Origin of the sequence: Pseudarthrobacter sp. MEB009, assembly GCF_030208875.1 — a bacterium.
Lineage (GTDB): Bacteria > Actinomycetota > Actinomycetes > Actinomycetales > Micrococcaceae > Arthrobacter.
In genome coordinates this window covers 1-17805 of the sequence record NZ_JARVTC010000010.1, presented here as the reverse complement: position 1 = coordinate 17805, position 17805 = coordinate 1, and the positions used below count along the sequence as shown (strand labels likewise).

The window sequence follows — 17805 nt, the reverse complement described above, 5'->3', positions numbered from 1 at the left end:
GCACCACGGTGCCGGTAAAATAGCTACGCTAGTACACACAACATCATCTAAAGGGAGGCGGCCGGCATCGTGAGCAATGCAGAAGTCACGGCTTCAACAGACCACACCGGAACGGGTGGGGCCGAGTCCGCACCGGAACACAACCCCGAAGCAGCCCGGCTCCGCGCGCTCCTGGAACCAGCCGTGCTGGCCAACCGGCTTTACCTCGAGGACGTCGCCATCATCGCCGGCTCCCACCGCGTGGTCCACGTGGTGGTTGACCTGCCGCAGGAGGAAACCGGCGGCGTCAACCTTGACGTCATCGCCGACATCTCCCGGGTCCTTTCGGACCTGCTGGACAACGATCCCGCAGACGACGGCCGTCCGTACGACCTCGAGGTGTCCTCACCCGGCGTCGGACGCCCCCTGACCGAAGCGCGCCACTGGCACCGCGCCAAGGGCCGCATGGTCAAGGTGAATGTGGTCCAGGGCGACAACGTCACAGGCCGCATCCACGCCGTCGACGACTCCGGCGTGACCCTGATCCCCGAGATCGCCGTCAAGAAGGGCATGAAGCCCAAGCAGGGCGAGCCCGTCAAACTTCCTTTCGACAGGATCCGCAACGGAAAAGTCGAGATCGAATTCAGCCACTTCCCCGAAGATGGTCTGGAACCGCAACACAATGGACCTTCTGAGGAGGCCTGATGGATATTGACATGAGCGCACTGAGACTTCTGGAGCGTGAGCGTGAAATCCCGCTGGACCTCCTGATCCCTGCCATCGAGCAGGCCCTCCTGGTGGCGTACCACAAGTCGCCGGGCGCCTTTGAGCGCGCCCGCGCCGAGCTGGACCGCAAGAGCGGCCACGTGACCATCTGGGCTGTGGAAATCGACGACGACGGCGCACCCGTTGGCGAGTTCGAGGACACCCCCGCCGGCTTTGGCCGCATCGCCGCCAGCACAGCCCGCCAGATCATCCTGCAGCGCCTGCGCGACGTTGAGGACGACAACGTCCTGGGCGAATTCAAGGGCCGTGAAGGCGAACTGATTGCCGGCACCATCCAGCAGGGCAACAACCCGCACATGATCCAGGTCAACCTGGGCGCCGTGGAGGCGCTGCTGCCGCCGCCCGAGCAGGTGCCGGGCGAGAAGTACCTGCACGGCAACAGGCTCCGCGCCCTGGTCATCGACGTGCACCGCGGCACCAAGGGCCCGTCCGTGACCCTTTCCCGCTCCCACCCGGGCCTGGTCCGGAAACTGTTCGAACTGGAAGTTCCCGAAATCGCCGACCACTCGGTGGAGATCGTGGCACTGGCCCGCGAAGCCGGACACCGGACCAAGATCGCTGTCAAGGCCAACATGCCCGGCATCAACGCCAAGGGTGCCTGCATCGGCGAAATGGGCTCCCGCGTCCGCGCCGTGATGACCGAACTCAACGACGAAAAAATCGACATTGTCGACTTCAGCGAGAACCCGGCCACCTTCATCGCCAGCGCGCTCTCCCCGTCCCGCGTGAACTCGGTCACCATTACCGACGAAGCGACCCGGTCCGCCCGCGTGGTGGTGCCCGACTACCAGCTCTCGCTGGCCATCGGCAAGGAAGGCCAGAACGCCCGCCTGGCAGCAAAGCTGACCGGCTGGCGAATCGACATCGTTTCGGACGCCGCGCCCGCCCGCGAAAGCTGATCCCGTCGGCGGGGTGCCAGCCACGCCGTGGCAGGCACCCCGGTTCGGGCAGAACGGCCCTGAGGGGCTAGAATAGACAAGACCGCGCCTTACGGCCGGTAGCCGTGCGCCCCGGGCGTGCCCTTCCGCCAATGCGGACGGGACCAGCCCAGGGCCAGCAGATATGAACGTCAGGACGATGACCGTGGCAGAAGTGCTTTCCACTGGAAATCAACCTGAACGTACCTGCATCGGTTGCCGGAAGAAGGGCCAGCGGTCTGAGTTACTCCGGGTCGTCGCCGGTGGCAGTGGTTCACCCACTGTCCTGGTGGATGAACGACGCCGGATGGCTGGCCGGGGTGCATGGCTGCACCCCAGCGAATCGTGCCTTGCTCTGGCGATCAAACGGAGAGCGTTCGGCCGTGCCCTTCCGGGCACAACCGGACACGCCGCCGTCGAACGCCGGATCGCGCAAGGCACGGCCGTTGCAGGCGCCATGCCGCCTGCAACACCAACCGTCCAACCTGAAAGCGGGTCAGAAAACTGATGGAAACCCGATGAGTTCCCAGCGATGAGTGCGTAACGATGACAACTTTGTTGCGCTCTGCAATGGGCCCTTCAGCAGCATTTGCGGCTTGGGCCCGCAGTAAGAAGTAGACGGTTCGTGCCTGGCTCGGTGCGGACCGAGACAGGAGAAATGTGGCCAAGGTCCGCGTACATGAGCTCGCTAAAGAGCTCGGTATTACTTCCAAAGATGCAGTAACCAAACTGCAGGAACTGGGCGAATTCGTTCGCTCCGCCTCGTCAACAATCGAGGCCCCGGTGGTGCGCAAGCTGCGCAACGCCTACCCCGACGCTGCTAAGACGGCGGCACCGGCGGCTGCTGCGCCCAAGGCGCCTGCCCCGGCGGCAGAATCACGCCCCTCAACTCCGGCGCCCGGCCCGGCAGCGCCCAAGGCTCCTGCTGCGCAGGCCCCGGCCCCCGCAGCTGCTCCGGCAGCACCGGCGCAGGCCGCCCCGGCAGCACCCGCTGCCCAGGCTCCCGCTGCTCCGGCCGCGGCTGCCCCGTCAACCGGCGCCAAGCCGGGCGCACGGCCGGCCCCCAAGGCCGAAACTCCGGCCCCCGCTGCCCGCCAGGGCGGCTCCGGCCAGGGCTCATCAGCACCCCGTCCCGGCGGTCCCCGCCCGGGCAACAACCCGTTTGCCACCTCGCAGGGCATGCCCCGCGGCCGTGGCGGCGACGGTGACCGCGCACCGCGGCCCGGCAATAACCCCTTCGCCCCGTCTCAGGGCATGCCCCGCGCAGGCGGCCGTACTGACGGCGAACGTCCCGGCGGTCCGCGTCCCGCGGCCGGTGCAGGCGGACCCCGTCCCGGTGGGCCGCGTCCCGCCGCCGGCGCAGGCGGACCCCGCCCCGCAGCCGGTGCCGGTGGCCCCCGTCCGGGCGCCCCGCGTCCGGCTGGTGCAGGCGGAAACCGTCCTACCCCGGGCATGATGCCCAACCGTACCGAGCGTCCCGCACCCGCTGGTGCAGGCCGTCCCGGTGCCGGTGGCCGCGGTCCCGGACGCCCGGGTGGCGCTCCTGGCACCGGTGGTCCCGGTGCAGGTGGCGGTGCTCCGGCCGGCGGTGGCTTCGGCAAGGGTGGCCGCGGACGCGGTGGCACCCAGGGTGCCTTCGGTAAGGGCGGCGCAGGCCGTGGCAAGCAGCGCAAGTCCAAGCGCGCCAAGCGCCAGGAACTTGAGCAGATGAGTGCCCCGTCGCTGGGTGGCGTGAGCGTACCCCGCGGCGACGGCAACACTGTGGTGCGCCTGCGCCGCGGCTCGTCCATCACGGACTTCGCCGACAAGATCGAGGCGAACCCCGCAGCACTGGTGACGGTTCTCTTCCACCTCGGCGAAATGGCTACGGCCACGCAGTCGCTGGACGAGGAAACCTTCGCGCTGCTCGGTGAGGAGCTTGGCTACAAGCTCCAGGTTGTGTCCCCGGAGGACGAGGAGCGCGAGCTGCTCTCCACCTTCGACATCGACTTCGAAGCCGAACTTGAAGCCGAAGGCGACGACGACCTCGAGGCACGTCCTCCGGTTGTCACCGTGATGGGCCACGTTGACCACGGTAAAACCCGCCTGCTGGACGCCATCCGCAAGTCGGACGTTATGGCCGGCGAGCACGGTGGCATCACCCAGCACATCGGTGCCTACCAGGTCACCCACACGCACGAGGACATCGACCGGAAGATCACCTTCATCGATACTCCGGGCCACGAGGCGTTCACCGCCATGCGTGCCCGTGGTGCGAAGGTCACCGACATCGCCATCCTGGTGGTTGCAGCGGACGACGGCGTTATGCCGCAGACCGTTGAAGCCCTCAACCACGCGCAGGCAGCCAACGTGCCGATCGTGGTTGCAGTGAACAAGATCGATAAGGAAGGCGCCAACCCGGACAAGGTCCGCGGCCAGCTGACCGAATACGGCCTGGTTCCCGAGGAATACGGTGGCGACACCATGTTCGTGGAGGTCTCTGCCCGCCAGAACCTCAACATCGACGAGCTGCTCGAGGCAGTCCTGCTCACCGCAGACGCCGCCCTGGACATGCGCGCCAACCCGAACAAGGACGCCCGCGGTATCGCGATCGAAGCCAACCTGGACAAGGGCCGCGGTTCCGTGGCCACCGTCCTGGTCCAGTCCGGTTCACTGCGCGTCGGCGACACCATCGTTGCCGGCACCGCCCACGGCCGTGTCCGTGCGATGTTCGACGACGACGGCAGCGCCCTGACCGAGGCCGGCCCGTCCCGCCCCGTGCAGGTGCTGGGTCTGTCCAACGTGCCGCGCGCCGGCGACACCTTCTTCGTGACCGCTGACGAGCGCACCGCCCGCCAGATCGCCGAGAAGCGTGAAGCTGCCGACCGCAACGCCGCCCTGGCCAAGCGCCGCAAGCGCATCAGCCTCGAAGACTTCGACCAGGCAGTGGCCGATGGCAAGATCGACACCCTCAACCTCATCCTCAAGGGTGACGTGTCCGGTGCCGTGGAAGCCCTCGAAGACGCCCTGCTCAAGATCGACGTCGGCGAAGGCGTGCAGCTGCGCGTCATCCACCGCGGCGTGGGTGCCATCACCCAGAACGACGTCAACCTGGCAACAGTGGACAGCGCCGTTATCATCGGCTTCAACGTCAAGCCGGCCGAGCGGGTTGCCGAACTGGCAGACCGCGAAGGCGTGGACATGCGGTTCTACTCCGTCATCTACTCCGCCATCGACGACATCGAACTGGCCCTCAAGGGCATGCTCAAGCCGGAATACGAAGAATTCCAGCTTGGCACCGCCGAGGTCCGCGAAGTGTTCCGTTCCTCCAAGTTCGGCAACATCGCAGGCTCGATCGTCCGCTCGGGCATCATCCGCCGTAACACCAAGGCCCGCATCAGCCGCGACGGCAAGATCATCGGTGAGAACCTCACCGTCGAGACGCTCAAGCGGTTCAAGGACGACGCCACCGAGGTCCGCACGGACTTCGAGTGTGGTATCGGCCTGGGCTCGTACAACGACATCAACGAAGGCGACATCATCGAAACCTTCGAGATGCGCGAGAAGCCGCGCGCCTAAGGCTCGTTGAGTCTCTGGCGGGGCCGTTGGGATTTTTCCGGCGGCCCCGCCCCCGCACTCCGCGATTGAGGGGGCCCCGCCCCTACGACGGATGGCCAGCGATCTGCGATCGCTGGCCATCCGTCTCCGGCAGGCCCGAAGCCACTCCCGGGCCCCCTCAATCGCTACGCGCGGCAGGTGATAACGTCGCCTCCGTGCCGCCCCCAAACTTATCTATTTTTACAGGAGGTTCTCATGGCTGATCCCGCACGGGCTGCCAAGTTGGCGCAGCGGATCAAGGTTGTTGTTGCCGAGGCCCTGGGCCGGAAGGTCAAGGATCCCCGGCTTGAGGGCATCACGGTTACCGATGCCCGCGTGACCAACGATCTGCAGCACGCCACCATCTACTACACCGTTTTCGGTGACGAAGCCGTCCAGGCTGATGCTGCCAAGGGGCTGGAGAAGGCCAAGGGCGTGCTGCGGCAGGAAGTCGGCCGCAACGTGACCGTCCGGCTGACCCCCACCCTGGAGTTTGTGGCCGACCAGATTCCCGTCAACGCCTCCAACCTCGAGGAGCTGCTCCGCGAGGCCAAGAAGCGCGACGCCGAGGTGGCCGCCCTGGCTGCCACGGCCAGCCACGCCGGCGAAGCGGACCCGTACAAGTCCGACGACCCCGAGGATGAGGACATCGACGAAGACGACTTCGACGAGGAAGACACCGACCTGGCACCGGCCGGCGAACCCGAAGAAGACACGAAAAAGTAGGCAGCTGCCTGCCCACGAAGGCCCGGACCGCGCTGCGGCCCGGGCCTTCGGCGTTCCTGGCCCGCTGTGGCTAGGATCAAGCTATGACCACGCCCACGGATGACCCGCTTACGGCCGGATACCTGAAACTGGCCATTGACCTGGCCACCCGCAACGTGGCCGACGGCGGCGGACCTTTCGGCGCCGTGGTGGTCACTCCGGACGGGACCGTGCACCAGGGGGTCAACCGGGTAACCCGCGACAACGACCCCACCGCGCACGCCGAAGTGGTGGCCATCCGTGCGGCGGCAGCAGCCACCGCCAACTTCGACCTGCACGGCTCGGTTTTATACACCAGCTGCGAACCGTGCCCCCTGTGCCTGGCGGCGGCGCTCTGGGCGCGTATTTCCCGGGTCCACTTCGCCGCAGACCGGCACGGCGCGGCCGCCGCCGGCTTCGACGACGCGGTGTTTTACGACTACTTCGACGGAACCCGGCCGGAACTTCTGCCGGTCAGCCACGATGAGGTCCCGGCGGCGGACGCCCCGTTCCAGGCCTGGCTCGCGGCCCGGCACAAAACGGCTTACTGAACGGCCCTGCCTACGGCTGGTCCCTGGCCGGCAGCCGGGAAAGTCCGGCCAGCAGGTCCGCTTTGCTGCCGCACAAGGCGATCCGTACCCAGCCCTCACCGATGGACCCAAACGCGGTGCCCGGTGCCAGGGCCACGCCGGAGTCGGCGAGGAACCGGCGCACCCAGCTGCGGACGTCCCCGCCGCTGACGTGCGAGACGTCGGCCCACAGGTAAAACGCGCCCTGCGCCCGGAGGTAGGGGATGCCCTTCCCCGCCAGCACTGCGGACGCAGCATCACGGTTCTGCCGGTAGTGTGCGTGCGCCTGGTGCACGTAGTCCTGCGGCCCGGTCAGCGCGGCGATCGCCGCGTACTGCGACGGTGACGCCACGCAGGAGACGATCGACTCCATCACGTTGTCCATCTGCTGCTCCAGACCGGGCGGGCAGATCAGGGCCCCGATCCGCAGCCCGGTCAGCCCATAGGTCTTGGACAAGGTCAGGGATGTAAAAACCCGTGCCCTGCCAGGGGTATTTCCATCGAACCGGGCCGGGCTGACGTGCGGGACGTCGTAGGTGAAGGCCTCGTAGCACTCGTCGGAGATGACCCACAGATCGTGCCGCCGGGCCAGGTCCATCAGGTCGCGGGTCAGGTCCGCGCTGAGCACCGCCCCCAGCGGGTTGGACGGCGAGTTCAGCACCAATACCCGGGTCCGCTCCGTGATGAGGGCCTCGATGTCGGATACCCGTGGCTGGAAGCCGTGGTCCGGATACAGCGGGTACCGCACCGGCACGGCGTTCAGCAGGCCGGCGGTCATGGCGAATGTGGGGTAGCCGGGATTGGGGATGAGGACTTCCATGCCGGGGGACAGGAGCAGGCTCATGGCGAAGTGCAGGCCCTGCTGCGCGCCGTCCACCACGTAGACCCGGTCGGCACCGATATCGATGCCCTGCTCCGCCCGGAACCTGGCGGCGAAGGCCTCGCGGAGCGCTGGGATGCCCGCGTTGGGGGTGTAGTTCGTCTCGTCGCGGTCCAGGCATGCGATCCCGGCGTCCAGGATGTGCCGGGGGAGCGGGAAGCCGGGCTCGCCGATGCTCAGCACCAGGGCATTCGGCGTCCGCCAGGCCGCCTCGGTGATCTCGCGGATCTGGTTGACGGGCACGTCACGGACTTGGGCGGCAAGCTCAGGCATGCCAGCCATCCTAGCCGCCGGGCCAGGGCACGTCCGGGAGGGCCCAGCCGCGCCGATATACTGGGAGGCGTGCTTTCTGGACTGGTAATAGTGGACAAGCCGCAGGGATGGACCAGCCACGATGTGGTTGGCCGGATGCGGCGCCTCGCAGGGACCCGGAAAGTGGGGCATGCGGGGACGCTGGACCCCATGGCCACCGGGGTGCTGGTGGTGGGCATCAACAAAGCCACCCGGCTGCTCACCTACATTGTGGGCACCTCGAAGACCTATACCGCCACCATCAGGCTGGGGCAGTCCACGGTGACGGACGACGCCGAAGGTGACGTTACGGCGTCGGCCTCTACCGTTGCAGTGGCCGAGCAGGCCATCCGCGAAGGCGTTGCGGCACTCACCGGTCTCATCCAGCAGGTGCCCAGCAGCGTCAGCGCCATCAAGGTCAACGGCGAACGCGCCTACGCAAGGGTCCGTTCCGGCGAAGACGTTAAACTCGCGGCCCGGCCGGTCACCATCCACCGGTTCGAGGTCCACAGCATCCGCCGGGACGACGCCGCGGACGTGGTGGACGTGGAAGTCACCGTGGAGTGCAGCTCCGGAACCTACATCAGGGCCCTGGCCCGGGACCTTGGCAATGGCTTGGGCGTGGGCGGCCACCTGACGGTGCTCCGCCGGACCCACGTGGGCCCCTACTCCCTGGCGCAGGCCCGCACCCTGGAACAGCTGGCGGAAGAGCTGGACGTCCTGGAAATGTCCAGCGCGGCCCGTGCCCTGATGCCCAACCGTGAACTCACCGCCGAAGAGACCACCGAGATTTCGTTTGGCCGGCGGATCGCAGCGGGCGGGACCGGCAGCGATGCCGCCACCACAGACCATCCGGCAGCGGCCTTTGCCCCGGACGGCAGCCTGGTTGCGCTGCTGGCCGACGCCGGAAGCTACGCCAAGCCTGTCCTGGTTTTCGCGCCGGGCAACGGCGCCGCAGGAGAGAACTGAGCCTTGGACGCGTATTTTTTTATCATCCTGGCAGTGGGCCTGGTGTCCACGGCGATCTGCCTGATCGCCGGCATCCTGCGGAAGGCTCCCAACGACGCCACCATCCTGTCTGTCGCAGCCGTTGAAGTGGCGCTGGTGGTGTATCTCGTGGGCTCCGTGGTGCGGGTGATCGCCGGTGAACCCATCGCCGGAGAAGCCTGGGAGTTCTGGGGCTACCTTGCCACTGCCATGCTCCTGCCGCCGGCAGCCATCTACTGGGCCATCCTGGAACGGACGCGCTGGAGCAACTTTGTCCTTGCCGCCGTGGGTGTGACCGCACTGGTCATGGCCGCCCGAATGAACCAGATCTGGTACTGAAGTGGAAGAAGAGCACAACGTGAATGACGACCAGCGGCCCGCCGTCGGCAAAACCCCGGACGGCGACCACCACGGGACCCCGGCCGGCAACTCTTCGGAGGCCCCCGGGAATCCGGACGTTCCGGCCAGGAACACCCGCAACACAGGCCCGGGACGGCTCCTTATTGCCGTGTACGCGGTGTTTGCCCTCTCGGCCACGGCCCGCGCCGGCTACCAGATCCTGACAAAGTTCTCCGAGGCGCCGCTGGCCTACCTGCTGTCCGCGTTTGCCGCCGTCGTTTATGTGGTGGCTACCGTGTCGCTCGCGAAAGCGGGCAGCACCTGGTTCAAGGTTTCCGTGGCGGCCGTCCTGGTGGAGCTGGTGGGCGTCCTGGTGGTGGGTGCGCTGAGCGTGTTCGACTCCGTGCAGTTCCCCCACGAAACCGTGTGGTCTCTGTTCGGCAGAGGCTACGCCTTCATCCCGCTGCTGCTCCCCATCCTTGGCCTGGCTTGGCTGTACCGGCGACGTCCCGTGCGGGCAACGGCAGCGCCGTGATTGCGGGTACCCTTGGAGAGTTCCGCGGCCGGCGTGGTGGCGGAGCCTTGGTTTTTGCACGCAGTTTAAGGCGAGGGTGATGGTGTACATCTGGAACGATCCGTCCGAGGTCCCGGCAGACTTCGGCCCATCCGTTGTCACCTTTGGTAACTTCGATGGCGTTCACCGCGGGCACCAGCAGGTGCTGTCGCAGCTGATCCGTTCGGCCCGCCGGACGCATTCCAAAGCCGTTGCGGTCACCTTCGATCCGCACCCGGCGCTGATCCATCGCCCCGAAGAGGCCCCCGAGCTGATCATGGGCCTGGCGGACAAGCTGGAAGCCCTGGGGGAGCTGGGCCTGGACGGTGTCCTGGTGGTCAAGTACTCCCTGGACCTTGCCAGCCTCACCGCCGAGGAATTTGTGGAGCAGTTCCTGGTGGACTGTCTCGGCGCCAGCCACGTGGTGATCGGCCACGACGCCCGGTTTGGCAGGGGCAACTCCGGCGACCTGGACACCATGAAGGTGCTGGGCGAAAAGTTCGGCTTCGACGTCCAGGTGATCAGCGAGTTCGGCTCCGAGGGCTACCCGCTGCATAACGACGCCGGCACGGACCGGCGCTGCTCCTCCACCTGGGTACGCGAAGCACTTCAGGAGGGCGACGTGGCGACGGCGGCCGAAGTCCTGGGCCGTGCGCACCGGATGCGCGGCGAAGTGGTCCACGGCGCCGCCCGCGGCCGGGCCCTGGGATTCCCCACCGCCAACCTTTCCCCCGATGCCACCGGGCTGGTTCCCGCGGACGGAATTTATGCGGGCTGGCTGGTGGACGCCGCCGGGAAACGTTGGCCCGCGGCCATCTCCGTAGGCTCAAACCCGACGTTCGACGGCGTCAGCCGGCAGGTTGAAGCCCACGTTATCGACAGGCCCAAAGAGGCCGCCGAGGACTTCGATCTGTACGGCCAGACAGTGGTGGTGGAATTCACCGAGCGGCTCCGCGGGATGGTGGCCTACCGTGGTCCGGAGGCCCTGGTTGAGCAGATGTGCCTCGACGTTGTCCAGGCGCGGGACATCCTCGCCCAACACTGACAGGCCCCGCCCTTCCGGGCAGGCCACCCGGCCACCGCAGGCCACCCGGCCCGCGGTGTCAGCAAGTTGCACTGTCCGCAAGGAAAGGCACCACGTGTCCGTCGAAAAGAACACCCGCAAGCTGGACAAGGGGATTGTCAGGGACTTCAGCTCCCGGATGAGCTACGCCTCCTACCTGCAGTTGCCCACGCTGCTCAGCGCGCAGCAGCCGGTCAGCGAACCGGAGCATCACGACGAGCTGCTATTCATCATCCAGCACCAGACCACGGAGCTGTGGCTGAAGCTGGTGCTGCATGAGCTGCGCAGCGCGGCGGCCCGGCTGCGGGCCGACGACCTCGGAGCGGCACTGAAGGGTATCGCCCGGGTCAAGCACATCCAGAAGACCCTCACGGAGCAGTGGTCCGTCCTGGCCACGCTGACTCCCACCGAGTACTCACAGTTCCGTGGCTTCCTGGGGAACTCTTCGGGCTTCCAATCCAGCCAGTACCGTGCCGTGGAATTTGTCCTGGGCAACAAAAACCGCAAGATGCTGCCCGTCTTCGAGTCCGACCCCGAGGCGCACGCCATGCTGACGGACGTCCTGGAAGCGCCCAGCATCTACGACGAGTTCCTGGCCTATTTGTCGCGGCAGGGTTTCGAGGTGCCGGCTGCGGTCCTCGAGCGCGACGTCACCAAGGCCCACGAATTCACTCCCGCGCTGGTGCCGCTGTTCAAGCACATCTACGAGCAGGCGTCGGATAACTGGGGCGCCTACGAAGCCTGCGAGGAACTGGTTGACCTGGAGGACAACTTCCAGTTGTGGCGCTTCCGGCATCTCCGGACGGTCCAGCGGACCATCGGCATGAAATCGGGGACCGGCGGCTCCAGCGGGGCCGCGTTCCTGCAAAAGGCACTGGAACTGACGTTTTTCCCGGAACTATTCGCTGTCAGGACGGAGATCGGTCAATGAGCGCGGACCAAGTGGCGCCCGGCGCAGCCGCAGACCAGGCCCTGTCGCAGCGCGCGGCCCAGCTGGACGGCCAGGATCCGCTGGCCCGCTACCGCAGCCTTTTTGTAGGCACCGAAACGCCACTTTCCTACCTGGACGGCAACTCGCTGGGCCGGCCGCTGCAGCGCACCATCGGAGACATCACGGCGTTCATCAGCGACGGCTGGGGTGGCCGGCTGATCCGCGGCTGGGACGAGGACTGGCTGGAAATGCCGCAGCGCATCGGCGACCAGCTGGGCCGGGCGGTGCTCGGGGCTGCCCCGGGGCAGACCATCATCGCCGACTCCACCACAGTGGTCCTGTACAAGCTGATCCGCGCCGCCCTGGCCGCGGTGCAGGATCCTGACCGCAACGAACTGGTCCTGGACACGGAGAACTTCCCCACGGACCGGTACCTCGTCGAGGGAATCGCCCTGGAAGAGGGCCTGACGCTGCGCTGGATCGAAACGGATCCCGCGGCCGGGGTGACCGTTGACCAGGTGCGGTCCGCGACCGGGCCGCGGACCGCCGTCGTTCTCCTCAGCCAGATTGCCTACCGGTCCGGCCACCTGGCGGACCTGCCCGCCATCACCGCGGCCGTCCACGACGCCGGCGCCTTGGTGGTGTGGGACCTGTGCCACTCCGCGGGGTCGGTGGAGATCGCGCTGGACAGTGCAGACGTGGACTTTGCGGCGGGCTGCACCTACAAATACCTGAACGGCGGGCCGGGTTCGCCCGCGTTTGCCTACGTGAACCGGCGCCACCTGGCTGGGCTGAACCAGCCCATCTGGGGTTGGATGGGCCGCAAGGACGCGTTCGCGATGGCGGCCGGCTACGAACCGGCCGAGGGGATCCGCGCATTCCTGAGCGGCACCCCGGCTATTTTCGGGATGCTGGCCATGCAGGGCACGCTGGACCTCATCGAAGAGGCCGGCATGGCCGCCATCCGGGACAAGTCGGAACACCTCACGGCGTTTGCCGTGGAGATCTTCGATGCGTGGCTGGCACCCCTGGGCGCTGAGCTGGCCTCGCCGCGGAACCCGGGGGAGCGGGGCAGCCACATCACCGTGGACCATCCAGGCTTCACCAAGGCCGACGTTGCTGGCCTCTGGGACGGGGACGTCATCCCCGATTTCCGGGCGCCACATGGCATCCGGGTGGGCCTTTCGCCGCTGAGCACCAGCTTCGCCGAGGTCCTGCAGGGGATGGCAGCCATCCGGGACCGGCTCGCCGCCTAGGCCGTTTCCGGGCGGGCTGCCGGATCCTGCGCCGCCGGGAAGGCGTGTTTCGACATAATTGGGCCGCGGCCGGTAAACTGGACGATGGATCCGGCTGCAGTCCGTGGCGGCTGGTTCCTGTTGTGTACGGCCGCACCCGGTTTTTCCGGTTGGCCGCCGCGGCAGACCCGGCAGTGAATTACTGACCCGGGCCCTCACGGCACATTCCCAAGGAGTTATTGTGGCACTTGACGCCGCTGTAAAGCAGTCCATCATCAAGGAATACGCAACCGGCGAAGGCGACACTGGTTCGCCCGAGGTACAGGTTGCAGTCCTGACCCAGCGGATCAAGGATCTGACTGAGCACATGAAGGAGCACAAGCACGATTACCACACCCAGCGCGGTCTGCTGGGCATGGTCGGTCGTCGCAAGCGCATGCTTGGCTACCTGAAGAAGACCGACATCGCCCGCTACCGTGCGCTCATCGAGCGTCTCGGCCTGCGCCGCTAGTCGGACTTCCGGGCGGCCCAGCCCCAGTTGGGGCCGGGCTGCCCTGTTCCACCAAAAAAACTAAACAGGAGGATCAACCGCATCAGGCATTCGCGGTCCTCGGTAGTGATCCCCGGGAACGGCAGCAACGTATGGCTGCCCCGGCCCGTGGGTCTCGATCGACGACCGGGTGCAGGGCCAGTCGACAAATGCTGGCCTGGGTTGATGCGGCTGGACTTCCGTAAAAACAGAAACGGAGGTGACTCTCTTGGAGGGTCCCGAAATCCAGTTCTCAGAAGCCGTTATTGACAATGGCCGCTTCGGCAAGCGTGTAATCCGCTTTGAAACCGGCCGCCTCGCCAAGCAGGCAGCCGGCGCAGCCATGGTGTACATCGACGAAGACACCGCACTGCTGTCCGCCACCACTGCCGGCAAGCACCCGCGCGAAGGCTTCGACTTCTTCCCGCTGACGGTGGATGTCGAAGAGCGTATGTACGCTGCCGGCCGCATCCCGGGCTCGTTCTTCCGCCGCGAAGGCCGCCCCTCCACCGAAGCCATCCTGGCCTGCCGCCTTATGGACCGCCCGCTGCGCCCCGCTTTCGTTAAGGGCCTGCGCAACGAAGTCCAGATCGTGGTGACCGTCCTGGCCATCAACCCCGACGAGCTCTACGACGTGGTGGCCATCAACGCCTCCTCCATGTCCACGCAGCTTTCGGGCCTGCCGTTCTCCGGCCCCATCGGCGGCGTCCGCGTTGCCCTGGTTGCCGACGAGCACGGTTCACAGTGGGTTGCTTTCCCCAAGCACTCCCAGCTGGAAAACTCGGTCTTCAACATGGTTGTTGCCGGCCGCGTTGCCGGTGACGACGTCGCCATCATGATGGTGGAAGCCGAAGCAACCGACAACTCCTGGAACCTCATCAAGGAACAGGGCGCCACCGCCCCCACCGAAGAGGTTGTCTCCGAGGGCCTCGAGGCTGCAAAGCCGTTCATCAAGGCACTCTGCGACGCCCAGGCCGACCTTGCCGGCCGGGCCGCCAAGCCCACCGTTGAGTTCCCCGTCTTCCTGGACTACCAGGACGATGTGTACGCCGCTGTTGAAGCCGCTGCTGCCGACAAGCTGGCCGCCGTCTTCCAGATCGCCGACAAGCAGGAGCGCGACGTCGCAACTGATTCCTTGAAGGACGAGACCATTTCGTCCCTGGCCGGCCAGTTTGAAGGCCGCGAGAAGGAACTGTCCGCAGCATTCCGCTCGGTCACCAAGCAGGTTGTGCGCCAGCGCATCCTCAAGGACCAGATCCGCATCGACGGCCGCGGCCTGACGGACATCCGCCAGCTCACCGCCGAGGTAGAGGTCCTGCCCCGCGTTCACGGTTCGGCCATCTTCGAACGCGGCGAGACCCAGATCATGGGTGTCACCACGCTGAACATGCTCAAGATGGAACAGCAGATCGATTCGCTGTCGCCCGTCACACGCAAGCGCTACATGCACAACTACAACTTCCCGCCGTACTCCACCGGTGAAACCGGCCGCGTGGGTTCGCCCAAGCGCCGCGAAATCGGCCATGGTGCCCTGGCGGAACGCGCCCTCGTGCCCGTCCTGCCGTCCCGCGAGGAATTCCCCTACGCCATCCGCCAGGTATCCGAGGCACTGAGCTCCAACGGCTCCACCTCCATGGGTTCCGTATGCGCCTCCACCCTGTCGATGCTGAACGCCGGTGTGCCCCTGAAGGCAGCCGTCGCCGGTATCGCCATGGGCCTGGTTTCCGACCAGGTTGACGGCCAGACCCGCTACGCCGCGCTGACCGACATCCTCGGCGCCGAAGATGCCTTCGGCGACATGGACTTCAAGGTTGCCGGTACTTCCGAGTTCGTCACGGCCATCCAGCTGGACACCAAGCTCGACGGCATCCCCGCTTCCGTGCTGGCAGCAGCACTGAAGCAGGCCCGCGAAGCCCGCCTGCACATCCTTGAGGTCCTCAACTCGGCCATTGACACCCCGGACGAACTCTCCGAGTTCGCACCGCGCGTCATCGCCGTGAAGATCCCCGTGGACAAGATCGGCGAGGTCATTGGGCCCAAGGGCAAGATGATCAACCAGATCCAGGAAGACACCGGCGCCGACATCTCCATCGAGGACGACGGCACGGTCTACATTGGCGCCACGAACGGGCCGTCTGCAGACGCAGCACGCTCCGCCATCAACGCCATCGCGAACCCGCAGGTTCCGGAAATCGGCGAGCGTTACCTGGGTACGGTCGTCAAGACCACCACCTTCGGTGCCTTCGTATCGCTGACCCCGGGCAAGGACGGCCTCCTGCACATCTCCGAGCTCCGCAAGCTGGCCAACGGCAAGCGCGTGGACAACGTTGATGATGTCGTCTCCGTGGGCCAGAAGGTCCAGGTTGAGATCACCAAGATTGACGACCGTGGAAAGCTTTCGCTCTCCCCGGTGGTAGCCGAGGAAGAAGGCGCAGACGACAGCGAACGCGCCCACGCCACGGAGCCCGCTGAAGGTGCCGACGTCTGAGACGTTCCCTGACCGGAACACGAGCATAAAACGGCGGGGCCGGTGGATGATCCACCGGCCCCGCCGCTGTTACGATGGCAGCCAGATCCGGCTGCACCTCCTGAAAGGCCTCAATGACTGTTGTACCCCTGCCCCTCGAGCAGAACCATCCCGGTGACACCCTGGTCCATGGCTCCGAAGGCGGCTCCGAAGTCCGCCGGTCCGTGCTGCCCGGCGGTGTTCGGGTTCTGACCGAAGCGATGCCCGGCCAAAGGTCGGCGACCATCGGTTTCTGGGTAGGCGTGGGGTCACGCGATGAAGCCCCCGGACAGCACGGCTCCACGCACTTTCTTGAACACCTGCTGTTCAAGGGCACCAAGCGGCGCACCGCGCTGGAGATCGCCTCGGCATTTGACGAGGTGGGCGGCGAATCAAACGCAGCCACGGCCAAGGAAAGCACCTGCTACTTTGCGCGCGTCCTGGACACCGACCTGCCCATGGCCATCGATGTCATTGCCGACATGATCACCGGCGCTGTCCTTGACCCGGCCGAGATGGAACAGGAACGGGACGTCATCCTCGAGGAAATCGCCATGGACAGCGATGACCCCACCGACGTCGCCCACGAGCATTTCGTCGCCGCGGTCCTGGGGAGCCACCCCTTGGGCCGGCCCATCGGCGGAACCCCGGACGCCATCCGTGCGGTTGCCCGCGATTCGGTGTGGGAGCACTACCGGCGCTACTACCGGCCCGACGAGCTGGTCATCACCGCAGCTGGCGGCCTGGACCATGATGTGGTGTGCGGGCTGGTGGTTGACGCGCTGAAGTCGGCGGGCTGGAACCTCGAATCCGACGCTGCACCCGTTGACCGGCGCTCAACGGAACGCGCCCTCATCACCGGCACCGCCGGACTGCAGGTGATCAAGCGTGCCGTGGAGCAGGCCAACATCATCATGGGCTGCCCCACCATCGTGGCCACCGACCAGCGGCGCTACGTCATGAGTGTCCTCAACGCCGTCCTGGGCGGCGGCATGTCCTCACGCCTGTTCCAGGAGATCCGCGAGAAGCGTGGGCTGGTGTACTCCACGTACTCGTTCGCGTCCTCTTACGCCGATGCCGGCTACTTCGGAATGTACGCCGGCTGCACGCCGTCCAAGGTCCGCCAAGTCCTGGATCTGCTGGGCGTTGAATTGGACAAGCTGGCCGAGCACGGCATTTCCGAGGAGGAGCTGCGCAAGGCCGTTGGCCAGCTGTGCGGCGGCATCGTGCTGGCCCTTGAAGACACCGGGTCCAGGATGTCCCGGCTGGGCCGGGCCGAACTGGTCTCCGGCGAGTACCAGGACATCGATGAGACCCTTCGCCTGATTAAGGCAGTGACTGCTGAGCAGGTGCAGGAACTCGCGGCCGAGCTCGCAGCTGCGCCCCGGACCGTCACGGTGGTGGGCCCCTTTGATGAGTCCGAGACGTTCGGGCTCTGACACCATCCTGCAGCAAGTAGTAACGGAACGGCTCAGGCCGGACTGCGCCACGTCCGGTGCGCTGTCCGGCCTGAGCCGTACCTGGTTGCTGGAGTCTCGGGGTGTCCAGCGTGCGGAAGTCCGAAGGTTCAGGGCAAGGGAAGTCCGTGACTGACAAGGTAGCTGCTCAGGAGGCCGCCTTCAGTCACCTCATAGTCGTAAATGTCTTCACCTGAGCGGAACCTGTCCAGGAGTTCCTGCTCAACTAAGTCCGGTTCGTGAAAGTCCGGCAGGAAGGTCATTGGCTCGAACGTGGCACCCTCGAATATGGGTTGGTGAATGGAATCCGGCCCGCCTTGCATTGACGCAAGGCGTTCGCTTTCCTGTCCGGTATGTGCCCAGGGTGGTTCCGGGTTTGCTGTGATTTGTTGTGGTTCTGCCGGTTCCGGTGTGGGGTGTTGTTGGGTCCACTCGGACGGCCAGGTGGGTGGTTCGTGGTCGG

The 17805-nt window shown here is 66.3% G+C and carries 17 protein-coding genes; 15 read left to right on the top strand and 2 right to left on the bottom strand.

Features of this window, described 5'->3' with window-relative positions:
* Nucleotides 1-69 precede the first annotated feature (69 nt).
* The 6 genes from rimP (at nucleotide 70) to QRN07_RS09050 (ending at nucleotide 6553) form a co-directional block, all read left to right on the top strand.
* Nucleotides 70-684 carry a ribosome maturation factor RimP gene (rimP, locus tag QRN07_RS09075; RefSeq protein ID WP_050687615.1) on the top strand — a complete coding sequence of 205 codons (615 nt, stop codon included), beginning with the start codon at nucleotides 70-72 and terminating at the stop codon, nucleotides 682-684.
* Nucleotides 684-1664: a transcription termination factor NusA gene (gene nusA / locus QRN07_RS09070; protein ID WP_056598919.1), complete on the top strand. Its 981-nt coding sequence runs from the start codon at nucleotides 684-686 to the stop codon at nucleotides 1662-1664. The genes rimP and nusA overlap by 1 nt, the downstream gene beginning before the upstream one ends.
* A gap of 163 nt (nucleotides 1665-1827) precedes the next feature.
* Complete coding sequence (locus QRN07_RS09065) at nucleotides 1828-2190, top strand: YlxR family protein (protein WP_157370974.1); 363 nt, start codon at nucleotides 1828-1830, stop codon at nucleotides 2188-2190.
* Between the two features lie 152 nt (nucleotides 2191-2342).
* Nucleotides 2343-5240, top strand: coding sequence for a translation initiation factor IF-2 (gene infB, locus QRN07_RS09060; RefSeq protein WP_050687618.1), 2898 nt, complete (start codon nucleotides 2343-2345; stop codon nucleotides 5238-5240).
* A gap of 234 nt (nucleotides 5241-5474) precedes the next feature.
* Entirely contained in the window at nucleotides 5475-5984 is a 510-nt protein-coding gene (rbfA, locus tag QRN07_RS09055) for a 30S ribosome-binding factor RbfA (protein ID WP_056598916.1), read from the top strand.
* An 83-nt stretch (nucleotides 5985-6067) separates the two neighbouring features.
* Nucleotides 6068-6553, top strand: coding sequence for a nucleoside deaminase (locus QRN07_RS09050; RefSeq protein ID WP_056598913.1), 486 nt, complete (start codon nucleotides 6068-6070; stop codon nucleotides 6551-6553).
* A 10-nt stretch (nucleotides 6554-6563) separates the two neighbouring features.
* On the opposite strand, the gene QRN07_RS09045 is transcribed toward QRN07_RS09050, so the two are convergent.
* Nucleotides 6564-7724: a pyridoxal phosphate-dependent aminotransferase gene (locus QRN07_RS09045; protein ID WP_200933645.1), complete on the bottom strand. Its 1161-nt coding sequence runs from the start codon at nucleotides 7722-7724 to the stop codon at nucleotides 6564-6566.
* A 69-nt stretch (nucleotides 7725-7793) separates the two neighbouring features.
* On the opposite strand from QRN07_RS09045, the gene truB reads away from it, so the two are divergent.
* From truB to QRN07_RS09000, 9 genes are all read left to right on the top strand, one after another.
* A complete protein-coding gene (gene truB / locus QRN07_RS09040; protein WP_082484223.1) occupies nucleotides 7794-8711 on the top strand; it encodes a tRNA pseudouridine(55) synthase TruB in 918 nt (305 codons plus the stop codon).
* 3 nt (nucleotides 8712-8714) lie between these two features.
* A complete protein-coding gene (locus tag QRN07_RS09035; RefSeq protein ID WP_050687628.1) occupies nucleotides 8715-9068 on the top strand; it encodes a hypothetical protein in 354 nt (117 codons plus the stop codon).
* A 19-nt stretch (nucleotides 9069-9087) separates the two neighbouring features.
* Nucleotides 9088-9603, top strand: a complete 516-nt coding sequence (locus tag QRN07_RS09030) for a hypothetical protein (protein ID WP_235504708.1) — start codon at nucleotides 9088-9090, stop codon at nucleotides 9601-9603.
* Nucleotides 9604-9682: 79 nt separating this feature from the next.
* On the top strand, nucleotides 9683-10666 hold the full coding sequence (locus QRN07_RS09025) for a bifunctional riboflavin kinase/FAD synthetase (protein WP_050687630.1): 984 nt from the start codon (nucleotides 9683-9685) through the stop codon (nucleotides 10664-10666).
* Between the two features lie 94 nt (nucleotides 10667-10760).
* Nucleotides 10761-11615, top strand: a complete 855-nt coding sequence (gene kynA, locus QRN07_RS09020; RefSeq protein ID WP_050687632.1) for a tryptophan 2,3-dioxygenase — start codon at nucleotides 10761-10763, stop codon at nucleotides 11613-11615.
* Nucleotides 11612-12871, top strand: a complete 1260-nt coding sequence (locus QRN07_RS09015) for a kynureninase (protein ID WP_056598905.1) — start codon at nucleotides 11612-11614, stop codon at nucleotides 12869-12871. Before kynA ends, QRN07_RS09015 begins: the two co-directional genes overlap by 4 nt.
* A gap of 220 nt (nucleotides 12872-13091) precedes the next feature.
* Nucleotides 13092-13361: a 30S ribosomal protein S15 gene (gene rpsO, locus QRN07_RS09010; RefSeq protein ID WP_050687636.1), complete on the top strand. Its 270-nt coding sequence runs from the start codon at nucleotides 13092-13094 to the stop codon at nucleotides 13359-13361.
* Between the two features lie 247 nt (nucleotides 13362-13608).
* Nucleotides 13609-15867, top strand: coding sequence for a polyribonucleotide nucleotidyltransferase (locus tag QRN07_RS09005; RefSeq protein ID WP_082484225.1), 2259 nt, complete (start codon nucleotides 13609-13611; stop codon nucleotides 15865-15867).
* Between the two features lie 113 nt (nucleotides 15868-15980).
* Entirely contained in the window at nucleotides 15981-17324 is a 1344-nt protein-coding gene (locus QRN07_RS09000; protein ID WP_056598900.1) for a M16 family metallopeptidase, read from the top strand.
* A 128-nt stretch (nucleotides 17325-17452) separates the two neighbouring features.
* Here the strand turns inward: QRN07_RS09000 and QRN07_RS08995 are convergent.
* Nucleotides 17453-17805: hypothetical protein (locus QRN07_RS08995; protein ID WP_285240906.1), on the bottom strand; the 353-nt coding region annotated here is incomplete at its 5' end.